Here is a 22944-nt window from a genome sequence, read left to right as displayed (position 1 = left end):
AAGATGGTGGTCTTGTTGCGGAGAGTTCCACATGCGTTACTCGCAAGATCATAAAGCTCAAACCCATCAGCGGATCATCAAGGAAGCCTCGGCGCGATTTCGCAGAGACGGCATCGGTGCCACCGGTCTGCAACCGCTGATGAAAGCGCTGGGGCTGACCCACGGCGGCTTTTACTCGCACTTCAAATCCAAGGACGAACTGGTCGAGAAAGCCTTGCAGGAGGCAAGCAATCAAGTCGATGGTCTGTGCGCCGAGATCTTTGCCAAGGAACAGCCGCTGCAGGCGTTTATCGACACCTACCTGTCCGAATGGCATCAGACCTCCCCGCACGAAGGCTGTCCGCTGCTGACCATTTCCTCAGAGCTGGGTCTGCGCGGCCAGCCGAGCCCGACCAGTGATGCGGTACTCAATGCCCGACTGAGTCAAATCGAAGGCACTCTTGAGGGCGACAACAGCGCCGACCGGGCCATCGTCATCATGTCGACGCTGGTCGGCGCGCTCTTGCTGTCACGCAGTGTCGCTGACGCCGAGCTTGCCCAGCGCATCCTCGACGTCACTCGCGACCACCTCAAGCAATCGCAGGACTAAGCCTGCCAACGCTTGAACAGCACACTGGCGTTTACCCCGCCGAAACCGAAACCGTTGGACAGGGCATACTCGATCGGCATCGACCGTGCCTGACCATGAACGATGTCTACACCCGCACTCGCCGGATCCGGATTTTCGAAGTTGAGCGTCGGCGGGACGACCTGATCGCGGATGGCCAACAGGGTGAAGATCGCTTCCAGTCCGCCGGCAGCGCCGAGCAAATGCCCGGTGGCGGATTTGGTTGAAGTCACGGCGATTTTATTCTCCGTACCGAACAGCGCCTTGATCGCTGCCAACTCACCAAGATCGCCCACCGGCGTTGAGGTCGCATGCGCATTCAGATGCTGCACCTGCTCCGGCGCAACACCCGCCTGAGCCAGCGCCAACTGCATCGCGCGTCGTGCACCGCTGCCGTCCTCCGGCCCGGCGGTGAGGTGATAGGCGTCGGCAGTGGTGCCATAACCGACCAGCTCAGCCAAAGGCTGCGCGCCGCGGGCCAGTGCATGCTCCAGCGATTCGATCACCAGCAGACCGGCGCCCTCACCCATTACGAAACCATCGCGACCACTATCAAAGGGTCGTGAGGCACGTTCGGGGGTGTCGTTGTAACCGCTGGACAACGCTCGCGCCGCGGCAAAACCGGCCAGGCTGACCCGATCGATGCAGGCTTCCGCGCCGCCGCAAACCGCGATATCCGCTTCACCGGCACGAATCATCCGCGCAGCATCGCCGATTGCCTGGACCCCGGCAGCACAAGCAGTCACCGGTGCGCCGAGCGGGCCTTTCAAAGCGTGCTGGATCGACACATGACCGGCCGCCAGATTGACCAGAAACGATGGGATGGTGAACGGCGACAGACGACGCGGGCCACGACCGTCGGTGGTGCGTACGGCGTCGGCTATTGCACCGAACCCGCCAACACCGGAGCCGATGATCGTCGCGGTGCGCTCCTGATCCTTGGCCTCGGACGGCTGCCATCCGGCTTGCGCCAACGCTTGGCGCGCCGCTTCCATAGCGAACAGGATGAAGCGATCCATCTTCTTCTGCTCTTTGGGCGGCGTGGCAAGATCCGGATCGAAACCGGCCTCGACGTCCTCCGCCGCCGTTGGCACCATCCCGGCGACCCGGGTCGGCAGATCTGCGCTCACCGCCTCCGGCAAATTGCGCAAGCCCGAGCGCCCGGCGAGCAAACGCTGCCAGACAATCTCGAGATCACTGCCCAAAGGCGAAACCAGGCCCATACCGGTGACAACAATTCGACGCTGACTCATACCGCAGTTACCTCTGATCAATTTTTATAGCGTTGGGCCGCGGAGCTGCGCGACAGATTCGGTGCCATGACATGCCGCGCACGGACAAATGCCTGCCACTCCCCCTCATCCGGCAACGAAGGGATGGTAATCAACTCGCCCTGATCCAGACCGGCGAGCGCCGCATCGACCATCTCGCCGGCCTCCATCACCATCTCCGCCGGAATGCCGCTGGCGTCGATGCCGGAACGCTCCCAGATTTCAGTGCGGGTAACGCCGGGCAGCACCGCTTGCACCTTCACGCCAGTGCCTTCGAGCTCGGCGTTGAGCGACTGAGTCAGGCTCAACACGTAGGCTTTACTCGCGCTGTAGGTTGCATTGAAGCGTTCTGGAAACAGCGCCACCACCGAGGCGATATTGATGATCGTGCCGCGTCCAGCCTTGGCGAAACTGGCAGCAGCGGCTGAGGCCAGCAACGTCACGGCGGTGACGTTCAACTGGATCAGACGCTCCAGTTGCTCGGCGTCGGAATTGGCCAGCAGGCCATCGGCTGCGACCCCCGCGTTATTCACCAACAGGGTGATACTTGAATCACTGCGCAGGCGTTGCTGGAGTTTGAGGACATCATCCTTTTGCGTCAGGTCGGCTTTGAGCACTTCGACCTGAACGCCATGGGCGTCTCGCAACTGGCTCGCAGCACTTTCCAGGCGGTCTTTGTCACGCGCAACCAACAGCAGATCAAAACCACGCGCCGCCAGTCGCTGCGCGTAGATGGCACCGATACCGGACGATGCGCCGGTCACCAGAGCAGTACCTTGGGATTGTGCGGAATTCATGAGAGCGCTCCTGAAACATATTGGGAGATAGGCCTCCAACGCTCACTTGCCTGGAGGTGACGGAAATTATTATAGGCATAATCCAAAGACAATATGATACCCATAATTTTCAGCTCACCGACAAACGCGACGCCACTCCCTCTGTCGCATCTCTGCCACCAGAAAGCAGAAAGGCCGGTCAATGACCGGCCCCTTGGCGTTGAATAATCAGCTTAGTTCACTTCCAGCTTATCGCGGTTGCGATCCAGGATCGCTTTGCCGATGCCCTTCACTTCAAGCAGTTCATCCACCGAGGCGAATGGCCCGTTAGCATCACGATACGCAACAATGGCTTTAGCCTTCGCCTCGCCGACTCCGGACAACTGTTTTTGCAGCGTTATCGCATCCGCCCCGTTGAGATCGACCTTTTCACTGGTAGACGTCGCAACGGTATCGCTCACCATCGTTGCCTTTTCCGTGTTCGGGACAACGGCAGGTGCCGCCGCTACAGCGATTGAAGCACTGGTGAGCAAAGCAAAAACCAGAGAGTAGAAAAAACCGTTACGCATAAATGACGCTCCATCATCGTTTGGGAAAGCAGCTTTTCCGAAGCTGCTCTCCAAACTTAGGCGATGGTTGGCGGGTGTCAAAAATGCGTCTATTACAGGATGTGAAACAATCAGGGTTCCAGGCGGCGCTGCTGGTAGATCCAGTCGACGATTTCGCCGTCGGGGGTATAGCCGCTCACGGTTTCGCGCAGCAACTGACGCACTCGTGAGTAATCATCATTTTCGACTGCGACGAGCAGTTCGTGTAGGCGAGCCTTGAGTACATCCCAAGGAAGGTGATCCTCGTTGGCGGTCATGATCATCGGATGTGACGTTGCTGCTACGTTGTCGCCGATCAACAGCTCCTCGTAGAGCTTTTCACCTGGCCGCAAACCCGTGAACTCAATGGAAATATCGCCTTGCGGGTTGCGCTCGGAACGAATGCTCAAGCCGGACAGGTGGATCATTTTTTCTGCCAGCTCGACAATTTTCACGGGTTCCCCCATGTCGAGCACGAAGACATCACCACCCTGCCCCATGGATCCGGCTTGAATCACCAGCTGCGCAGCTTCCGGAATCGTCATGAAGTAGCGGGTGATCTTGGGGTGGGTGACCGTCAGTGGGCCGCCTGATTTGATCTGGCTGTGAAACAGCGGGATTACCGAACCCGACGAACCCAGCACATTGCCGAAACGGACCATGGTGAAGCGGGTTTTGTTGACTCTGGAAACGTTGACCTTGTCACCGAACAACACAGGAGCGATCTCACGGCTTAAAGCCTGAAGTGTCAGTTCCGCCAAGCGCTTTGTGCTGCCCATGACATTAGTTGGACGGACGGCTTTGTCAGTGGAGATCAACACAAAGTTAGCCACACCGCACTGTAATGCCGCTTGAGCAGTATTGAGCGTACCAATCACGTTGTTCAAAACACCTTCGGCAATGTTGTGCTCAACCATAGGCACATGCTTGTAGGCAGCCGCGTGGTAAACCGTCTCAACGTCCCAGGTTCTCATGACATCCAGCAGTTTGTGTTGGTGGCGGATAGAACCCAATATCGGTAAAAGCCTGATGGATAATGACTCGCGAGCTCCTCTCTGCTCAAGTTCCGACAAGATGCTGTATAGGTTGAATTCGCTGTGCTCGAACAAAATCAGTGTTTTAGGCTCGAGGGAGAATATTTGCCGACAAAGCTCTGACCCGATGGATCCGCCCGCGCCGGTCACCATGACCGTCTTCCCCTTGATACAGCGCTCCAGCAAGTCACTCTGCGGCGGCACTGAATCCCGACCGAGCAAATCAGCGATGTCGACTTCCTGAATGTCTTCCACCTTGACACGACCACTAGCGAGATCGGTGAAGTTTGGAACACTTCGAACATGCAGTGGAAAACCTTCCAACAGGTTGAGAATTTCTCGTCGTCTGGCGCGAGTAGATGATGGAAGCGCTAGAAGGATCTCCTGCGCGCCAGTTACATCGATCATTTGTTGAATGTGCTTGGGCTTGTATACCTGCAATCCTGAAATTGACCGATCCGCGATGCTTGCGTCATCGTCGATAAACGCTACCGGACGCATGACGCGTCCCATACGTAACGCAGCAACCAGCTGATTACCCGCTACGCCAGCACCGTAAATCGCGACTTTGGTAAGACCATCATCGCGATTTGCAAATGGCACGTGTTGGGCCGCGTTGAACCAGTCGCCCATGAAATACTGGCGCATACACAGTCGTAGACCGCCAATGATGACGAGGCTAAGCCACCAGTAATTAAAAATGATGGAGCGAGGTACAACGGTTTCATGGTTGCTGTACCAGTAGACGACGACCGCGAGAATCAGAGAAGAAAGACTGACCGCTTTGATTATCGCAATAAGTGCATCATTGCCGAAGTAACGCATGACAGCACGGTACATTCCAAAACGGATAAACAAAGGGATCGCGACGACAGGAGCGCAGCCGAAAAGCCACAAATGGACACGCAACGGATTGTACATATCGTCGATGCCAAGCCGAACGATAAATGCCAGCCAGAGGGCTAACCACACCAGGAAAACATCAGTGGTGACTTGAATCAGCCGTTTTTGCCGACGAGGCAAACTCACCAAATAGCGTCGGACCCCATCTGTAACATCATCGAACACTATTTACGCTCCTTTTCCCGAATACCGACTGTTGCACCGCTGGCGAGTCCTTTCAGGTGCTCAGCTCTGTAAGCGTCCGCAATCACTTCAATTTAGCCGGTACAAATGCGATGCAAAAGCTCCTATTGACACTATCGCGTCATTTGCTACGGCGTTCCCCTGCACCGGCGCAGCCACTGTACGTGACCACTCGAAAAAGCTACGAAAATTGGGCCGTTGCAGAACCTTTCGATTGCGCAGATCTCTTAAAGTGCGGCCGAGACAGACATTTCACCTGAACCCTTTTAAAATGGCTACCAAGGCATACCCTTTCAGCTCCGTTCCGCCAAGACAGCCTGAATCGCCACTCCTTCAGCTGCACGCTACCAGCTCAGCCTAAGGTCAAATGCATCTTGAGATTTACGTGATTCGGAACGTTTGAGACAAAAATGACTACGCAGCCACAGGGTTTGAACTTGCACTCTACGACGAAGGAAATGTCTGAAATCAATACATTAAATCCAAAGATCGCCATCTTACTCTGCACTTTCAACGGCGCAAATTTTCTCAAAGAGCAATTGGAGTCGTTCATCAGTCAAACCCACGAAAATTGGGTAATCTACGCCTCGGACGATGGTTCCACAGACGACACGCTCAAGCTTCTGACTCGGTATCAACAAATATTGGGCAACGACCGACTGGTCATATTCCATGGCCCTCGAAATGGCTTCGCCAAAAACTTCCTATCCTTGGTTAAAAATCAGTCAATTATTGCAGACTACTTTGCATTCAGTGATCAAGACGACATTTGGTTTGCGGACAAACTGGAAAGAAGCCTGGCAAAGATTCGAGCCGTTTCTGCTGCCCCTGCGCTTTACTGCTCAAGAACCCGCCTAATTTCCGCTGACAAAAAAATTCAGGGGTTTTCACCTTTATTCTCGGCGTCACCCACATTCGCCAACGCGTTGGTTCAGAGCATCGCTGGCGCAAATACTATGCTCATCAACTCTCAAGCGCGGGATCTACTAGCGCAGACGCCTGATGACGCGGTCATCGTCGCCCATGACTGGCTGACCTACTTAATCATAACCGGCTGCGGTGGAGTGGTCATCTATGATCATCGCCCCTCGCTGGATTACCGACAACACGGCGAAAACCTAATTGGCGCAAATAATAGCGCACGCGAACGCTTGGTTCGTATTGGACGGATGTGGTCGGGCCGCTTCGGTGAATGGAGTACCCACAACCTGCTGATCCTGCATTGCTTTCGTCATCACCTGACCGCCCAAAACCAGCGGGCCATGGATCTTTTCGAACAAGCGCGTAAAAGCCCTTTATTCAAGCGCCTTTATCTGATGAAAAAGTCGGGGATTCATCGTCAAACGCTGCCAGGAAACATCAGCCTCTTCGTAGCAGCATGCCTGAACAAAATTTGAGCAGTGAACTTTATTTCGCCGAAAGAGCGTACAGCACTGGTGACGTCTGAACGTGGGGGCATGGATGCCTCTGCGGCTCACATATGGTAATGTGCCGCCCGCCTCCGGCGAGGCTCGCTGAGCATTGGCATTTCTGGAAATCCTACTTTTTAGACTGCGCCAGGAGACATGAGAAAAGGGTCTCAACCTCTCGTGAAGCGTTATACCTCCCAGCCGGTATCGTTACACGCCAGTTGTTGACTGGACTTTGGTCACCACGTCAAGGATGAATGAAGGTTCACGAAATGACGTCCACGGCATTGGTATCACTTTTCCCTAAGCTGAGAACGCATGACGAAAACGACTACATTCATGGCTATTCCAGAGGAACCGGATGAATGCACTCATGGCCTGAATATTGGCTCGCCTGACGCTGCCCCCCTTCCCCCGTGTACGTGACCAATAAATTCAACCAATTGTCGACGAGCGTAGTCTGGCCGGGAACGAGCGAGCCAGCGTCTTCGACTGAACCCCTTGAGGAGGCAACTACCTTGTCCGCTACAGATCAGGCAGCTAACCTGCTCCAAGACACAGAGGTGTCCGCTTAGTGAACCCACATCTTTCACCTGCAAGCAGCCCTGTCAGTCTTGTCAAAAGCTTGTGGCACAACCGCCAACTGATTGCCCAGATGACGACTCGAGAGGTCGTAGGGCGTTATCGGGGCTCAGTGATGGGTCTCGCATGGTCCTTTTTTAACCCGATATTGATGCTCGCGGTTTATACCTTCGTGTTCTCCGAAATATTCAAGGCTCGCTGGGTCGGCATGGATCCCAGCAAAGGAGGCTTCGCGATCCTTCTCTTTGTCGGGATGATTATTCACGGACTGTTCGCCGAATGTGCAAATCGAGCGCCTTCGCTGATTCTGACAAATGGCAACTATGTGAAGAAGGTGGTTTTTCCTCTGGAAATACTTCCCGTCATCACGTTGGGCTCAGCCATGTTCCATAGCGCTATCAGTCTGGTTGTCCTGCTGATCGCTCAAGTGATTCTCACGCACACCATGCAATGGACAGCGCTGTTATTTCCGCTGCTTTTGGTGCCGCTGCTACTGGCCACACTTGGCGTCAGCTGGTTTCTGGCATCTCTCGGTGTATTCCTGCGGGATGTCGGGCACGTAATCGCGGTGCTGACTACCGTGCTGTTATTTTTGTCGCCGGTGTTATACCCGGTAGCAGCGCTTCCCGAAGTCTACAGGCCCTGGCTGCAACTGAATCCACTGACCTACATCATCGAAGAAAGCCGCAACGTCCTGCTCTTTGGGCAGTTACCAGACTGGGGTAGCCTGTGCCTCGCAGTGGTGATTGGGGCAATTATCGCCGCTGCCGGATATTGGTTTTTTCAGAAAACACGAAAAGGATTCGCTGATGTCCTCTGATAACGTCGCAATCAGCGTACAAAACATCTCGAAGTGCTTTTATACCTATGACAAACCTCGGGATCGTTTGAAGCAGGCCATCATGCCGCGTCTTCAACGCTGGGCAGGTGACGAAATCACCTCTTATGGCAAAGAATTCTGGGCTCTTCGCGACATCAGCTTCGATGTCAAAAAAGGTGAAACCGTTGGCATTGTGGGCCGCAACGGCTCCGGAAAATCCACCCTGCTGCAAATTATCAGCGGCACACTGACCCCCACTACGGGCACGATCGAGACCCGAGGGCGTATCGCCGCACTATTGGAGCTTGGTTCGGGCTTCAACCCGGAGTTTACCGGCCGGGAGAACATCTACCTCAATGCCGCGGTCCTTGGACTGACACGTGACGAAGTCAATGACAGGTTCGATGCTATCGCCGGTTTCGCTGACATTGGCGAGTTCATTGATCAACCTGTCAAAGCTTATTCGAGCGGTATGGCTGTGCGCCTGGCTTTCGCCGTCCAGGCTCAGGTAGATCCAGACATTCTGATTGTCGATGAAGCACTGTCAGTCGGTGATGCACGGTTTCAGGCCAAGTGTTTCGAACGCTTGCGGCAGTTAAAAGATAACGGCACCAGTATTCTGCTCGTTACCCACTCCAGTGAGCAGGTGGTGACCCATTGCTCTCGAGCGGTTTTGATTAACGACAGTCGTGTGGAGCTGATCGGCGAGTCTCGACCAGTGGTCAATCGTTACATGGACATCCTTTTCGGCCGTGAAAAACGGGTAGAAAAAGACGATGCACCGAAAACAGTGGCGGCACCCAAAATCTTGTCCGTCGATGCAGTGAAGATGAATTTTGAATCTGGCGCCTACGAGAGTCGTCCCGGCTACAACTCCCATGAATACCGCTGGGGTGATGGGGCTGCTTCGCTGCTGGACTTCCATCTGAGCGCCAGCGGACGCGAGTATCCGAACACGATTGAATCGGGTGAGGAAATCGTGATTAATCTCGCGATACAATTTAGCCACATGGTTGTCAGCCCAATTCTGGGCTTCACCATCAAGACCAAAGAAGGCGTAACGGTATACGGTACCAATTCGTACCTGCTCGATTGCGAATCGATGCAAACAATCGGCTCTGCCGGTACACAAGCAACAGCTTGTGTGAAATTTATCAATAGGCTTGCAACAGGTGATTACTTTATTTCCGTCGGAGTCGCATCAAGATCCGGTGAAGATGTCTTGCCCCACGACCGCCGTTACGACTCGATTCATTTTGTCGTCGCGCCCACGCCGGAAGTGCTTGGCTTGATTGATTTAGGTGCCTCCATGGAAATTAAATTGGTAAATGACAATGTTTGAACTTGAACGCTACGGATACAACCGCGATGAACAGACCGGGGTATGGGTTCGTGCCGACTACAAAGGAATCGCTTACAGCGATGGCGATGCATCCGAAAACAAACTGGCTGCGATCATACGTGAAGCTGCGGATGTATCTGTTCTGTCCGAGGAACTGCCTCAACATTGCACCGACTGGGCAACGCTGTATCACTTGAGTTCCATACGCGGAAATATCCTGCGTCCGTTCGAACATCTGCTCAAGGGGCGGGTTCTTGAAATCGGCGCAGGTTGCGGCGCCATCAGTCGATTCCTGGGCGAGTGCGGCGCGCAACTGCTCAGCCTTGAAGGTAGCCCACGCCGTGCAGCCATTGCTGCAAGCCGCACTCGCGGTCTTGCCAATGTGACCGTACTGGCGGAACGCTTCGACGACTTCAAAAGTGACGAGCAATTCGATGCAATCACGCTCATTGGTGTTTTGGAATACGCCAGCATGTTTAGCGCTGACGCTGATCCTGCGTATGCAATGCTCAAGCGTATTCGGAGCATGCTCAAACCTGACGGGCATCTTTTCATCGCGATAGAGAATCAGTTGGGGCTGAAATATTTCGCAGGCGCCCCGGAAGACCACGTCAGTATTCCAATGTATGGAATTGAAGGACGATATGCTGATGGACAACCGAAAACATTCGGTCGTGCTGAACTGCAACGATTAATTGAGCTTGCAGGCTTCAAGTCTTCGACGTTTTTGTCGCCGAGTCCGGATTATAAGCTTCCAAATTCGATCATCACCGAAGCAGGATTTGCGACCCAGGAATTTGACGCTGCCGCACTCGCTTGGCAGAACGTAAAAAAAGATCCGCAGTTGCCGGGAACCACCCACTTCAATCTTGAGAAAGCCTGGCCGGTCGTCATCGACAATGACCTCGGTATGGACCTGGCGAACTCCTTTTTGATTGCAGCGTCTTGTGATGGAGCGCCGACCATTGCAAAGACCATCCTCGCTTATCATTACAGCACCGGTCGACGGGCCCCATATTGTAAAGAATCGAAATTCGTCAAGACAGAGCAAGGCATTGAGGTTCGGTATCGCCGACTGGCTCAGAAAGCAGTCCATGAAGAAAACAAGCTCTTTAATTATGTGCTTCCTGATACAGACGCTTATGCAGCCGGCCACGTTCTAAGCCAACAGTTTTTGGAGAAGGCTTCGGATGTTGATTGGACGCCCGCAAGTTTTACTCCCTTTCTGCAAGCTTATCTTCAAAAGCTCAGAGTTTTACTGCTCGACGACGGCGTGAATGTTGATCTGAAGAATATTAAAGATCTCTTGCCCGGCAAGTATATCGACGCCGTGCCTCACAACATTGTGATCAAGGAGGACGGCTCCCCTTGTTTGATCGATATCGAATGGGAATTGGCCGAGGGCGTGGAGCTCGGCCACTTACTAATGCGCTCGTTGCTTCTGTTGCTAGCTAGCGCTACTCCGACATACTCCGGTCATTCAACCCCGAGTCGACAAGAATTCATTATTGAGCTCCTGGGGAACGTCGGCCTGCAAATCACCCCTGTCGACCTCGATCGCTATATCGGCGAAGAAGCTCGTTTCCAGCAGAACGTGACAGGCCGAAACATTTCAAGCTTCTTGGATTGGTCGCCCCACAAAAGCGTTCAGGCTAGAGGGGTCACGGAAGCCAAGGGTGCCACTGCAACGCTGTATTATGGGAACACTGCGTATTCCTTTTCCGAAGCTCAAACAATAAATCAAGAACTTACAACGGGTGCGCAAACGATCGTCTTCTGTCTGAAAGACATCCCCGCTGAATGCAATAAGTTGCGATTGGATCCAGTAAGTACCCGACAGCCTTACTTCATTAGCCGAATGCAGCTCTCTCGTAACGGCCAATCTGTTTGGCTATGGCAGGGAAATGGCGAAATCAATTCGGGTGCAGTGAAACTCAGCCGATTAGACAATGCCGCACTTTTTATTCCTGTCAATAATGATCCACACCTGATACTGCCTCTTGAACTAATTTCTCTCGGTGATCTTGGTCAGTTATCATTGGAAATAGACTTGACATTACTTACGGATGAGCAGTTGGCTCAAGAGATTACTGTGATAAACGAAACGACGTCGACTGAAAAACTTTTAGCTTTGCACAAAAAACTAGAGCAACAGCTTTTACTTGAAACCACGAAGCATGCTGAACTGCATAATGCCACTCAAGAGAAACTGCAGACTTTATTTACAGAAATAAAAAATAAAGATGTAAAAATCGAACAGCTTGAAAGCCAGCTCACCCTGCAACAAATTCAAAAAGATACGCATATTCATAATCTGAACCTACAGATTATTGGCATGCAAAGCTCTACCAGTTGGAAGATAACTGCACCGTTGCGCAAATCTGTACGGCTGATACGTCGTTTGCAGAAGATTCTCCGAATTTTGCCATCCGCAATTCGTCGCGGTGGCGGCATAAAAAATACCGCCAACAAAGCACTGAGCGTCTGGAAACAACAAGGCGCGGCTGGAATCATCGCGCGGATTCGCTACCTTAACGGCGCTAGCGAATTCGCATTCGTCGGGCAGGAGACTCGCGAAGTCCCGGATCGTCACGATTACGCACGATGGGTTGATTACTACGACACGATCGATGATAACGGTCGCTGGCGCATGAGCGAGGAAATCAGGAAATGGGCAAGCAAGCCGATGATTTCTATTATCATGCCTGTTTACAACCCTCCTATCGACCTACTGCGCGAAGCCGTAGAGAGCATTCGTTCACAACTGTATCCAAACTGGCAGCTATGTATTGCTGACGATGCTTCAACGCAACCCGCGGTACAGGAATATCTTAGAACGCTCAGAAATGAAGATAAGCGTATTCAAGTAGTGTTCCGTACCGAGAACGGACATATTTCCAAGGCCAGCAATTCGGCACTGGAATTGGCTCAGGGTGAATTCATTGCTTTGATGGATAACGACGACCTGCTGCCAGAGCATGCTCTTTACTGGGTTGCTCGTACCATTATTGAAAATCCAGGTGTTGGTCTGATTTATTCCGACGAAGACAAAATCGGCACTGATGGTAAAAGAAGCTCACCTTATTTCAAATCTGACTGGAACGAATATCTGTTTCGGTCCCAGAACATGATCTGCCATTTGGGCGTCTATCGCAGAGACCTGGTGACCAACGTTGGGCAATTCCGTGCAGGTTTCGAAGGAGCCCAAGACTATGATTTGGCTCTTCGTTGTGTAGAACATCTCGAGCGCGAACAAATCATTCATATTCCGCGAATTCTATACCACTGGCGCATTCACTCCGGTAGCACTGCAATGGCTGGCGATGAGAAGCCCTACGCAGCCCTCGCCGGCGTTAAGGCCCTTGACGAGCATCTGCAGCGCAAGGGCGAGATCGGTAATACTGAACTCCTACCGATGGGTATGTACCGAGTCCACTATAAACTGCCGGAACAGTTGCCTCTGGTGAGTCTCATCATCCCTACCAGAAATGCCCATGGATTGGTTAAACAATGTATCGACAGTATCAACCAGCTGACAACTTACCCGAATTACGAAATTATCCTGATAGATAACGGATCAGATGACGCCGAGGCACTGAAGTATTTTTCCGAGATTGATCAAGAACCGAATATCCGTGTATTGCGAGACGACGGCCCGTTCAATTACTCAGCACTGAATAATGGTGCAGCGCGCATAGCCAATGGCTCAGTGATCGGGCTGATCAACAATGATATCGAAATAATTACGCCAGACTGGCTGGAGGAAATGGTTTCCATTGCTATGCAACCAGGTGTTGGAGCAGTCGGCGCGCGTCTGTGGTACCCAGATGATCGCCTACAACATGGCGGAGTCGTCGTTGGCGTAGGTGGAGTCGCTGGTCATTCGCACAAGTATCTTCCTAAAGGGGACTATGGATATTTCTGCAGGGCTGGTTTGATTCAGGAATTTTCTGCAGTGACGGCTGCCTGCCTGATCATCAAAAAGTCCATATTTGATGAAGTAGACGGTCTGGATGAAGAGCACTTGAAAATCGCCTTCAACGATGTCGACTTCTGTTTACGTGTGCAGGAAGCCGGCTACAAAAACGTGTGGACTCCATTCGCAGAGATGTATCATCACGAATCGGCGACTCGGGGATTAGAAGACACCCCAGAAAAGCAACAACGCTTCATGAAAGAAATTACGTATATTCAGGCTCGCTGGCCCAACATACAAAAAGATTATGCATACAATCCAAATTTGACTCTTGATCATGAAGACTTTGGACTTGCTTGGCCACCTAGAATAAAACTATGACAATGCAATTAAATCAAATTTAGAGCGCCGCTTCAGGCGCCCTACAATTTGACCTAGATCCCCTTGAGACGCGCGCGCAACCATTTAGGTACACGAATGCATAACCATTACAGAGCTTTTGACTCTAATACGCCTTCAAAACTGATAGTTTGTTTGAGCTATTTATTGATAACACTTCCAATTCTTAGCTTAATTTTGAATTTGGTATCATGGTTGCGATTCGGCATTGATATGCCTCTTATGGATGACTGGCGCCAGTATCGGAACGATACCATGGGAGACATATCGCCAAGTTATCTTTTCACCTCAGTTAACGACACATTGAGTCCTATCGGGTTGTTCTTGGATGCAATGGCATTCAAATTTTTAGACGGAAATACAGTTGCGTACCAGTTCATATCCTTGTTCACCATACTTGGATCCCTGCTGTTCCTACAGTGGAAATTACTACAAATAAGCATTAAAAATTTTTTTGCTAGAGCCTGTGCATTTAGTACTGCAATTCTGATAGTGCAACCTGACACCTATTGGGGTTGGTCAAATTTAGCTTATCACCAAGCCATTCCGTTGGTCTGCGTTTTAGCATGTCTGTATCTGGCACTGTCAGAAAGCTGGACAACAAAACGGACGACCCCATTAATTATCTGCATCGGCTTTATTTCGGGGCTATCTTACATTAGTGGCGCATTCGCCATTTTAGGTTTGAGTCTTACCTTTATTGCCGCGCAAGCTTTTATCCATACACCTAACAAGAATCGCTTGTTGGCGTCAGGCTTGAGCCTTCTCATTCCAGCCGTAGTTACTAGCTGTGCCCAACTCTGGGTGATTGTAGGAGTTCAGCACGGTACGCATCGAGCCGATGCACCTATGGCGTATCCTTGGGAGAGTGATTTCTGGCTTTTTTTGTTAGGTAAGGTAGCCCGCTCTTTGATGCTACCCGTCAGCCATCCGTTATTATCTCTTGGTATAACCCTTATTGCACTAGCAGTTACCAGCTTCATTGTCTTCACACTAATAAAACGTTGCTTTTTAAAAAAACAATCATTCGAAATCACTTCCCTTACCATCATTATTTCAAGTTTGATTGTAACAACTTCCCTTTATTTGTTATTGATAGCAGCCGGCAGAACACACTTAAGACCTGAAAACATCACGACATTTTTGGATATTTTCTCCTTTGGCTTTTATCGTTTTCACTTTTACTGGATCACTATACTGTGGCCCTGGATCACCGCGGCCATTTTTATTAAGATTTTAGAAAAAAAGACGAGTGGAGTCGCTACGTACATCACTGCCTTTATTTTCACAACACTAATCTTTTCCGGCATCAAATACTCTAATGTATTTGATCATAAAGAATTTTATCAAGCGACAATGCAAAGTCGAGTAGAGGGTATTCAATGCCTACAGAAAAAAACACAAGCGAATGAAAACTTGCTCTGCAAACAGCTCGAGCTAAGTGACCTAAACAAAGCTATCGCAAATGCCAAACGCACTGGTGCGTCCTTCACCCGTGATCTTTTTTACATTCCCATTCCACTTGGTATAAATACGCCCGCTCCGCTATACCGACTCTCCGAACACAAAAATGAAATTCGTTTGACTAACGCCTATCAGGTAAATGACTCTTCGAGCGATATAAAGATCCAGACAGAGTACGATCCTAACTTATTGATAACGACAGGCAAACCTGAAATGCTTCGCAACTGCCGCTCACTCGAAGTAAATGCGAACATAAAAATCTCAGGCAGCGATCTCACTCAATTATTTTTTCTGCCTAATGGAAAATCATCTTTCAGTGAGCATGACTCAAAGATCATATCGATCAGCAATACTGATGGTACGATTTCTTTCAACATCACGAGCGAGAGTGGATTTTTAGATGCATTGCGCTTCGACCCGGTTGTAAATCCACAACTGTTGTCCTTGGGTGACCTCGAAGTTCGCTGCCGAGAAAATATTGCTCACTAATATCTTTCTAAACCATAGGGTTATATATTTATGTTAAACGTCAAAACGATCCCACTTTTCTCTGCCCCAATAGCTAACACCGGGCTAGATTTTTTAAAACCTATAGAAAACGTTTTAAACAGCCACTGGTACATTTTAGGCGAGCAAGTAAATAAATTTGAAGAAGAATTTTCGGACTATGTAGGTGTACAGCATTGCATCAGCGTTGCCAACGGATCTGATGCATTGGAACTCGCACTTAAAGGCCTTGGAGTACAGCCTAATGATCGCGTAGTCGCTGTCGCAAACGCCGGTTTCTATGGAAGCACCGCAATCCATGCAGTGGGTGCAGCCCCTCTGTATATTGAGATAGACCCGGTCTCTTTGACACTGTGCCCCAAGTCTCTTTCCAAGGTAATTGATACTAAACCATCTGCCGTAATCGTCACTCATCTCTATGGACAGCTTGCCAATATTGAAGAGGTGATCAAGATAGCCTCCGCCGCTGGCGTACCCGTTCTTGAGGACTGCGCACAGTCTCACGGGGCGCGGCGGAATGGAAAACAGGCTGGCAGCTTCGGAACCGTTGCCTGCTTCAGTTTCTACCCCACAAAAAACCTTGGCGCGTTGGGTGATGGCGGGGCCGTGGTTACGAACGACAGCGAGCTGGCTGCAAAAATTAAGCAGCTACGCCAATATGGCTGGTCACAGAAATATCAGGTAGCAATCCCAGGTGGACGGAATAGCCGCCTTGATGAGATGCAGGCAGCCATTCTTCGTATGAAACTGCCGCATTTGGACAATTGGAATGCGCAGCGACGGTCCATCGCTAAACGCTATAATGACGCATTTTCCGGACTGGATATGCAGCTCCCGTCGTCAGTGGGAGAAGACTATGTTGGTCATCTTTACGTTGTGCGGGTCAAGAATCGAAGCGCCTTTGCAGCGGCACTTAAAGAACAACTAATCAGCACGGATATACATTATCCGATCGCCGATCACAACCAACCTGCATACGCCGCTCCTCAAACAACGTCGCTGGAAGAAACCGAACGTGCATGTGAAACGGTTATTTCACTGCCTTGTTTCCCCGGTTTGACTGATGAAGAAGTTAAGCGTGTAATAAGCGCAGTAACCGCTTACTTCTTTAAGGAGAAATAATCTTGTTAACACTGGTGATCCCTGTCTATCGCAACGAGGGCTCAATCCCAGACCTGCTTTCGGAGTTGAGTTCGATGAATAAAGAACTCAACTCTGCATTGGAGGTTGTGTTTGTAATTGATGGCAGCCCTGATCGTTGTTACGAAATCCTGCGTGACTCGCTTCCTAATGCCGAGTTCAAATCAAAACTTGTGCTTTTAAGTAGAAACTTTGGATCTTTTGCGGCCATTCGTGCCGGGCTCGAAGTCGGTACTGGCGACCGTTTCGCGGTGATGGCGGCAGACCTTCAAGAACCACCTGAATTGGTCGTAGCAATGAATACCCGGCTGATCGAAGATAGTTCGACAGATGTTGTAATCGGAGTAAGAGAAGGTCGTAATGATCCGCTTTTCAGTCGATTGGCGGCTGGGTTATTTTGGGGATTCTATCGTCGTTATATCGTTCCTGAAATCCCACCCGGGGGGGTAGATGTATTTGCGTGTAGCCTAGCTTTCCGGGATGCTTTGTTACGATTGGAGGAAAGACACAGTTCCCTGATTGCACAAATTTTCTGGCTGGGATACAAACGTCAGTTGATCACTTATACGCGGCAAGAGCGGCAGCACGGAACATCAGCTTGGACGCTGAAGAAAAAAGTTAATTACTTAATGGATAGTGTTTTTGCTTTTACGGATTTGCCTATACGTCTATTGACTAGAGTGGGAGGTGGAACGGCAATTCTTGCTGCTCTCTTTGGTTTTTTAGTCATTCTGTCCAAGCTCATAGGTGAAATAACCGTTCCAGGATATGCCGTTACTATCCTGTCGATTGTGTTCTTCGGATCAATAAACTTGTTTGGGCTAGGAATTGTAGGCTCCTACGCTTGGCGAACCTACGAAAACACCAAACAACGACCTTTAAATGTGGTTCTCAATACACATGAATTTATGGGCAAACGTTCATGAACTATCCAGATACTCTTATTGCGCAAGCAGCTCAGTTCAGCCCTACAAGCTTTCTCCATAAGCTTCATAACTCTCTGGGAAGTGAGCTACTATTAAACCTGGAGACAGATTTCAAAAAAGGGAATATCGCCCTATTTTCTGACGATGAAAACCAAACAACAGTCTATTATCGCCATCTTCAATGGGACTCTGAATATTTTGGAGTACCCACCTATCGTATTGAACTGATGTGCAGCGAGTCGATTGCAAAACCAGCAATCGACTCTTATAGAAAATGCATCAACTCACTCTCACTAAAACTTAAGGAAGCTCATGGGAGTGCGTATCTATTTGCAGAAATACCCTCCGAAGCCATTTTCCCAATCCAGGCACTTTGCCTATCAGAATGGCGACTAGTTGAAACTCGACTGACCTACTATACAGATCAGATCCAAAGTTATAACTATCCAAAGCGGTTTCCTGTAAGAGATGCAACACTCGCTGACATTGAAAATCTGAAATCTACAGCAATGAAATCGCGAAATGATTTTGATAGATTTCACGCAGACTATTTTTTTAGTGAGCAGATTGCTGATAAATTTCTAGCAACATTCGTAGAAAACTCGGTGCGTGGATTTGCTGACATTACACTTGTGCCCAATCCAGATGAAAACAGCGCAGACGCTTTTCTAACGGCTAATCTACTTCCGGCCAATCCATCAATACCGGATAAATCATCAGCACGTATGATACTATCTGCCGTCGGTGAAAAGCGCCGAGGTTGGTATGTCAAACTTATTTCCGAAATGTCTTATATTTTCAAGGACAAAGGTATAGATGTTGCGTTCATGACCACACAGTCGACGAACAAAGCAGTCATTAGAACATGGGAAAAACTTGGATACTCCTATGGAAAATCCTCGCACGTATTCGTTAAAGTTATTTGAGGTATCTTTGTGAACATAATCAAAGCGGGTGCATACATAGCAGACTCCGCCATTCTTGAAGATCAAATTCATATTGGCCACAACGCCGTAATTCTCTCGGGCACAGCAGACAACATCACAAAAATTTGCTACGGAGTGGTCATTGGAAGTAACTCGACGATTTATGAGGGCGTTATTATCGGATCCAAGGCCGTTGTACGGCCTGGATCAGTCGTCAATCGTTCCGTCCCTCCTCTTGCTGTCGTTGAAGGCAACCCAGCAAAGATCGTGGGTTACGTCGAAACATCTACCTCTCAAGTAGATACTAAAGTCGATAGACTCCCCTTGCCTGGAGTTACTCAGACGTCAGTTAGTGGCGTAAACATTCACAACTTGCCAAATGTACCCGACATACGAGGCAACCTTACGGTCGGGGAATTTGAAAAGCAGATTCCTTTTAGTACTAATCGATATTTTTTGATTTATGATGTTCCTACAGCCGAAACGCGGGGCGAGCACGCGCACATTGAATGCCATCAGTTCCTGATTGCTGTAAAGGGGACAGTTCATGTTGTGGCTGATGATGGAAGTAATCGTGAAGAGTTCGTACTGGACCGCCCCTCAATGGGAATTCATCTACCTCCGATGACATGGGGAATACAGTATCGTTACTCCAATGACGCAGTTTTATTAGTCTTCGCCTCACACTACTACGACTCCGCAGACTACATCCGCAACTACGATGAATTTGTATCAACTAAGAAAACCATGCTCCCTCAATGACAAACCTATTAAAGAGACTTCACGAGTTTAGCTTTGCGCGCTTTTTAGCCTCAGGAGCGTTCAACACATTAGCAACATACGCATTATATTTAATGCTACTTAATATAATTAACTACAAGGCAAGCTATACTATAACTTATATTTTCGGAATTTTTTTATCATACTTTCTGAATCGGCATTTTGTATTCAAAAGCACTACAGGATCCCGCTCCATATTGTTATACCCATTAGTTTATCTCGCTCAATACCTGGCAAGCATGGGCATACTTTGGCTATGGATCGATCACCTACACTTCAATGAAAAAGTAGCCCCCCTTATAGCAGTTATAATTACGATACCGCTTACATACTTACTATCCAAGGCTATCTTTACGAAAAAATAACCAACCACGAATAAGAATCACAGCTGGAGTCAGCGACGCCGATATTCGACCGGTTGACTCCACCTAGAAACTATCGAGACTCATTGATCTCTGGCATTCCAGCGTTATACTTCCAAACAAGACAACATACTGGCAAATAAGCAAGTATTAAACCTACACAACCATCTATCCCTTTCGCTCCCACCCACACAGATATGGGAAATAGCCAGAGAACATTAAGCCCAATTACCCCAAGGGTAACCGTCTTATGGTTTCTAAGGTGTCTGGAGGCATATTGGTAAGCGTGACTGCGATGGGCTTGATATAACTTATCCCCTCGAAGCAGTCGCCGCAGGAGTGTCCATGTGGCATCAACAATAAACACGCCTAGCAATATCAGCCAGCTCCAGAACAGTTGAGGCGCAGCCCACACGGCCTGAATAGACAGGAGCGCAAGGACGATACCAAGAAAACCACTGCCCGCATCCCCCATAAAAATCCTCGCTGGTGGAAAATTCCAGCAAAGAAACCCAGTTACTGCTGCCGCCAATATCAACGGAGCCCAAATCAGCTCGACGTAACCATTGAACCAATAAACCAGGCACATGCCTAGACACACGCTAACCGCCTCAGCGCTGGCCAAGCCATCAATACCGTCCATGAAGTTATAAAGGTTTAGCATCCAGACCAGATAGATCAACGCCAGGATATCTCCCAACCAACCTAAATCAATCGCGACATCAAAGATCAAAATAGCAGGAAGGCCATTGAACCAGAACAATGTCCAGGCTGCCGCGATAAAGTGCCCCAGCAGACGCCATCTGGCGGCTATATGTCCGTGATCATCGGTAAATCCAATTACTGCTACCAGTAGTCCTGAGCCCAACAGCCCTAAAAGTGCGGTTGTACTTAACAGGCCCAATGCAGTCAACACCGGAAGAAACAAGGTAAACGCGATGACGATAGCTACCCCTCCCCCCCGTGGCGTGGGGACGGAATGGGAGCTACGTTCGTTGGGGATATCCATCAAACTCTTTGCCAACGCGTAACGACGCAAGACGAGCGTTAACACCCATGAAACAGCAAATACTGCGAGCAGCAGCCACCAAACAGTCATTTCGTTTGCTTTTCCAGATAATAGCCAGCGGTTTGACGCATGGCTTTGTCCATCTTGATGGGTGGCGACCACCCCAATAACTCGCGATTTTTGCTGATATCGACCTGCAACGATCCGCACAGACGCTGAGCCACGGCCTGCTTCCCCAATATCGAGGCCCCCAGCTTCAATAGCCATTCAGGTAGCGGCAGAAGACGGGCAGGCTTGCCTAACGCTCTAGCCAGAAAACGCAACAGCTGCGTTGTTGGTAAGTCTTCACCGTCGCTAACCAGAAAAGTTTGGTTGGCCGCGGCAGGATGATCAATGCAAGTAGCTATAAGGCTCACCAAATTTCCGATTGCTACCAGGCTACGCTGATTCCGAATCGAGCCAAGTGGCAAAGGAACTCCCTTATTGAGCCAGATCAGCATGCTCAGAAAGTTGGCTTTCACGCCAGGACCGTAGACCAGTGGTGGACGGATGATTACCACTTCCATGCCAGTGTCGCGTCCTAGTTGTTTCAGAGTCTCTTCCGCTTCGTACTTGGACACACCATAAGGATCCAGCGGATTTGGCTGATCATCGGCTTTGAATGGTTTACCCATTAGGGTGTTTTCGCCGTTCACCTTGATAGAGCTGATGAAGATAAAACGCCTTACTCCCGACGCTGCAGCGCACTGAGCCAGCTTGAGCGTGCCTTCCACATTGACCTTGCGAAACTCGGCCAATGGATCCCCCGCGGATTCATTCATGACATGCACTCGGGCAGCGGCATGAACGACTACCTGTACATCGTCGAGTGCGGGCAGGATCTTGGAGTGGGTGAGATAGAAGGGAACCACAGGACATAGCCCGTGCAACCGCGTAGCGCCGCGAGCAGCTGCGATCGGGCTAAACTTTTTGTCCACTAACAGCCTGAAAACTAACGCCTCTCCAACAAACCCACTTGCCCCAGTGACCATTACCTTCGGGATGGTCATTTGGTTTTCTTCCCTATCAATGCGGTAGCCCAGCAAATGCAAAAGAAAAACACTTTATCCCGCACTCGCCGCCGGCAACGCCAGGCGCTGAAGGAAAGCTTCATGAGTTGTCTGCGGCGCAGTTTCAGCCATGTCTGTACGAAAGGATCGGCTCCCTGCCCCACCAACAGCGTAATCAACTGAACCTGATTGAACCACCAACCGTCATGAATGGTTTTGTAGCGGGCAATCAAAGGGCTCAAGCCCTTGTTGGCACCTACTTGGTTACGCTCATGCTGGCGATAGTCCATGGATGGCTCCGGGTCGATACACCAGCGGTAACCATGGCTACGAGCGAAGGCGTAGCAATACCAGTCATGCAAGCAGACATCCTGCAACTGTTGCCAATTGGCGAGCATTGAAGACTTCAGCGAATCCGTGAGTTCTTTGCTCATCACGTAGGTGCAGCCTGGGCCAGCCGCTTCGAACAGAAAATCCCACGCGACCTGAGGCTGCGCCTTGTCCAGCACATGAGTGCTGCCGTCTGGCCAGAAGGCCGTGATATTACTGGAATAGGCATCTACGCTACGAGCCTGGATGGCTTGGGTCGCACGCTGAAGTTTATTCGAATACCAAACATCATCCTGGTCGGCAAAGGCGACAAAGTCGTAGCCCTCAAGGTCGACATCGCGGATGAGGCGGAAGAAATTACGGGAGGCACCGCCAAAGCTACCGGCAGCCGGCAAGACCAAAACCTCGGGATGCTCAGCCGCATAAGCCGCGCACCAGGCTTCGGTACCGTCAGTGGAGGGATCAATACTGATATAAACGGTTACGTCGACAGCTGACTGGTCGAGGATCGAAGCCAACTGCTCCTCGATCCACTGCATGCCATTGTAGGCAGCCAGCAAAACCGCAACCTTGGGATGTTTTACTGGCATGCCATTCCTGCCTGGACCGGTTAAACGCTACT

General features: G+C 50.3%; 18 protein-coding genes. 11 read left to right on the top strand and 7 right to left on the bottom strand.

The annotated features are described in order from the left end of the window. Positions 1-31 precede the first annotated feature (31 nt). Entirely contained in the window at positions 32-589 is a 558-nt protein-coding gene (locus QRN61_RS04695) for a TetR/AcrR family transcriptional regulator (protein ID WP_285373344.1), read from the top strand. Here the strand turns inward: QRN61_RS04695 and fabF are convergent. The 4 genes from fabF to QRN61_RS04675 form a co-directional block, all read right to left on the bottom strand. Continuing rightward, on the bottom strand, positions 586-1860 hold the full coding sequence (fabF, locus tag QRN61_RS04690; RefSeq protein WP_285373343.1) for a beta-ketoacyl-ACP synthase II: 1275 nt from the start codon (positions 1858-1860) through the stop codon (positions 586-588). The two genes, QRN61_RS04695 and fabF, sit on opposite strands and share 4 nt — an antisense overlap. A gap of 17 nt (positions 1861-1877) precedes the next feature. After that, on the bottom strand, positions 1878-2675 hold the full coding sequence (locus QRN61_RS04685) for an SDR family NAD(P)-dependent oxidoreductase (RefSeq protein WP_285373342.1): 798 nt from the start codon (positions 2673-2675) through the stop codon (positions 1878-1880). 212 nt (positions 2676-2887) lie between these two features. Then, positions 2888-3223 (bottom strand): ComEA family DNA-binding protein, encoded by a 336-nt coding sequence (locus QRN61_RS04680; protein ID WP_285373341.1) that lies wholly within the window; start codon positions 3221-3223, stop codon positions 2888-2890. A gap of 110 nt (positions 3224-3333) precedes the next feature. After that, positions 3334-5196 carry a polysaccharide biosynthesis protein gene (locus QRN61_RS04675; RefSeq protein ID WP_502942566.1) on the bottom strand — a complete coding sequence of 621 codons (1863 nt, stop codon included), beginning with the start codon at positions 5194-5196 and terminating at the stop codon, positions 3334-3336. 623 nt (positions 5197-5819) lie between these two features. Here QRN61_RS04675 and QRN61_RS04670 point away from each other — a divergent pair. The 10 genes from QRN61_RS04670 (at position 5820) to QRN61_RS04625 (ending at position 19937) form a co-directional block, all read left to right on the top strand. Next, complete coding sequence (locus QRN61_RS04670) at positions 5820-6758, top strand: glycosyltransferase family 2 protein (RefSeq protein ID WP_150368270.1); 939 nt, start codon at positions 5820-5822, stop codon at positions 6756-6758. A 586-nt stretch (positions 6759-7344) separates the two neighbouring features. Beyond that, a complete protein-coding gene (locus tag QRN61_RS04665) occupies positions 7345-8172 on the top strand; it encodes an ABC transporter permease (RefSeq protein WP_096794937.1) in 828 nt (275 codons plus the stop codon). Beyond that, positions 8162-9514, top strand: coding sequence for an ABC transporter ATP-binding protein (locus QRN61_RS04660; RefSeq protein WP_096794936.1), 1353 nt, complete (start codon positions 8162-8164; stop codon positions 9512-9514). Before QRN61_RS04665 ends, QRN61_RS04660 begins: the two co-directional genes overlap by 11 nt. Then, positions 9507-13811: a glycosyltransferase gene (locus QRN61_RS04655; RefSeq protein WP_285373339.1), complete on the top strand. Its 4305-nt coding sequence runs from the start codon at positions 9507-9509 to the stop codon at positions 13809-13811. The genes QRN61_RS04660 and QRN61_RS04655 overlap by 8 nt, the downstream gene beginning before the upstream one ends. A 240-nt stretch (positions 13812-14051) precedes the next feature. Continuing rightward, positions 14052-15782 (top strand): hypothetical protein, encoded by a 1731-nt coding sequence (locus tag QRN61_RS04650; RefSeq protein WP_285373338.1) that lies wholly within the window; start codon positions 14052-14054, stop codon positions 15780-15782. Positions 15783-15812: 30 nt separating this feature from the next. After that, entirely contained in the window at positions 15813-16922 is a 1110-nt protein-coding gene (locus tag QRN61_RS04645) for a DegT/DnrJ/EryC1/StrS family aminotransferase (protein WP_285373337.1), read from the top strand. Continuing rightward, positions 16919-17866 carry a glycosyltransferase family 2 protein gene (locus QRN61_RS04640; protein ID WP_285373383.1) on the top strand — a complete coding sequence of 316 codons (948 nt, stop codon included), beginning with the start codon at positions 16919-16921 and terminating at the stop codon, positions 17864-17866. The genes QRN61_RS04645 and QRN61_RS04640 overlap by 4 nt, the downstream gene beginning before the upstream one ends. Further along, positions 17863-18792, top strand: coding sequence for a GNAT family protein (locus tag QRN61_RS04635; RefSeq protein ID WP_285373336.1), 930 nt, complete (start codon positions 17863-17865; stop codon positions 18790-18792). The genes QRN61_RS04640 and QRN61_RS04635 overlap by 4 nt, the downstream gene beginning before the upstream one ends. 9 nt (positions 18793-18801) lie before the next feature. Further along, a complete protein-coding gene (locus QRN61_RS04630) occupies positions 18802-19554 on the top strand; it encodes a WxcM-like domain-containing protein (RefSeq protein WP_285373335.1) in 753 nt (250 codons plus the stop codon). Continuing rightward, the gene (locus QRN61_RS04625; protein ID WP_285373334.1) at positions 19551-19937 is read left to right on the top strand and encodes a GtrA family protein; all 387 of its coding nucleotides are present in this window, start codon (positions 19551-19553) and stop codon (positions 19935-19937) included. The genes QRN61_RS04630 and QRN61_RS04625 overlap by 4 nt, the downstream gene beginning before the upstream one ends. A gap of 70 nt (positions 19938-20007) precedes the next feature. Here QRN61_RS04625 and QRN61_RS04620 read toward each other — a convergent pair whose 3' ends face one another. The 3 genes from QRN61_RS04620 to QRN61_RS04610 are packed head-to-tail and all read right to left on the bottom strand — an operon-like array spanning position 20008 to position 22912. Beyond that, positions 20008-21033 (bottom strand): MraY family glycosyltransferase, encoded by a 1026-nt coding sequence (locus tag QRN61_RS04620; protein WP_285373382.1) that lies wholly within the window; start codon positions 21031-21033, stop codon positions 20008-20010. Beyond that, positions 21030-21992: a UDP-glucose 4-epimerase family protein gene (locus QRN61_RS04615; RefSeq protein WP_285373333.1), complete on the bottom strand. Its 963-nt coding sequence runs from the start codon at positions 21990-21992 to the stop codon at positions 21030-21032. Before QRN61_RS04615 ends, QRN61_RS04620 begins: the two co-directional genes overlap by 4 nt. Continuing rightward, positions 21989-22912, bottom strand: coding sequence for a glycosyltransferase (locus QRN61_RS04610; RefSeq protein WP_285373332.1), 924 nt, complete (start codon positions 22910-22912; stop codon positions 21989-21991). Before QRN61_RS04610 ends, QRN61_RS04615 begins: the two co-directional genes overlap by 4 nt. Positions 22913-22944: the final 32 nt, after the last annotated feature.

Origin of the sequence: Pseudomonas sp. lyk4-TYG-107 (genome assembly GCF_030209055.1) — a bacterium.
Classification (GTDB): domain Bacteria; phylum Pseudomonadota; class Gammaproteobacteria; order Pseudomonadales; family Pseudomonadaceae; genus Aquipseudomonas; species Aquipseudomonas putida_A.
The sequence above is the reverse complement of the archived record's forward strand: the minus strand, read 5'-3'. Positions and strand labels throughout refer to the sequence as shown.

What these genes read in the sequence shown, in the direction of transcription:
- QRN61_RS04695 (WP_285373344.1), top strand. Translation starts at nt 32, where the DNA reads ATGCGTTACTCGCAAGATCATAAAGCTCAAACCCATCAGCGGATCATC.
- fabF (WP_285373343.1), bottom strand. Translation starts at nt 1,860, where the DNA reads ATGAGTCAGCGTCGAATTGTTGTCACCGGTATGGGCCTGGTTTCGCCT.
- QRN61_RS04685 (WP_285373342.1), bottom strand. Translation starts at nt 2,675, where the DNA reads ATGAATTCCGCACAATCCCAAGGTACTGCTCTGGTGACCGGCGCATCG.
- QRN61_RS04680 (WP_285373341.1), bottom strand. Translation starts at nt 3,223, where the DNA reads ATGCGTAACGGTTTTTTCTACTCTCTGGTTTTTGCTTTGCTCACCAGT.
- QRN61_RS04675 (WP_502942566.1), bottom strand. Translation starts at nt 5,196, where the DNA reads ATGTACAATCCGTTGCGTGTCCATTTGTGGCTTTTCGGCTGCGCTCCT.
- QRN61_RS04670 (WP_150368270.1), top strand. Translation starts at nt 5,820, where the DNA reads ATGTCTGAAATCAATACATTAAATCCAAAGATCGCCATCTTACTCTGC.
- QRN61_RS04660 (WP_096794936.1), top strand. Translation starts at nt 8,162, where the DNA reads ATGTCCTCTGATAACGTCGCAATCAGCGTACAAAACATCTCGAAGTGC.
- QRN61_RS04655 (WP_285373339.1), top strand. Translation starts at nt 9,507, where the DNA reads ATGTTTGAACTTGAACGCTACGGATACAACCGCGATGAACAGACCGGG.
- QRN61_RS04650 (WP_285373338.1), top strand. Translation starts at nt 14,052, where the DNA reads ATGGATGACTGGCGCCAGTATCGGAACGATACCATGGGAGACATATCG.
- QRN61_RS04645 (WP_285373337.1), top strand. Translation starts at nt 15,813, where the DNA reads ATGTTAAACGTCAAAACGATCCCACTTTTCTCTGCCCCAATAGCTAAC.
- QRN61_RS04635 (WP_285373336.1), top strand. Translation starts at nt 17,863, where the DNA reads ATGAACTATCCAGATACTCTTATTGCGCAAGCAGCTCAGTTCAGCCCT.
- QRN61_RS04625 (WP_285373334.1), top strand. Translation starts at nt 19,551, where the DNA reads ATGACAAACCTATTAAAGAGACTTCACGAGTTTAGCTTTGCGCGCTTT.
- QRN61_RS04620 (WP_285373382.1), bottom strand. Translation starts at nt 21,033, where the DNA reads ATGACTGTTTGGTGGCTGCTGCTCGCAGTATTTGCTGTTTCATGGGTG.
- QRN61_RS04615 (WP_285373333.1), bottom strand. Translation starts at nt 21,992, where the DNA reads ATGACCATCCCGAAGGTAATGGTCACTGGGGCAAGTGGGTTTGTTGGA.
- QRN61_RS04610 (WP_285373332.1), bottom strand. Translation starts at nt 22,912, where the DNA reads ATGCCAGTAAAACATCCCAAGGTTGCGGTTTTGCTGGCTGCCTACAAT.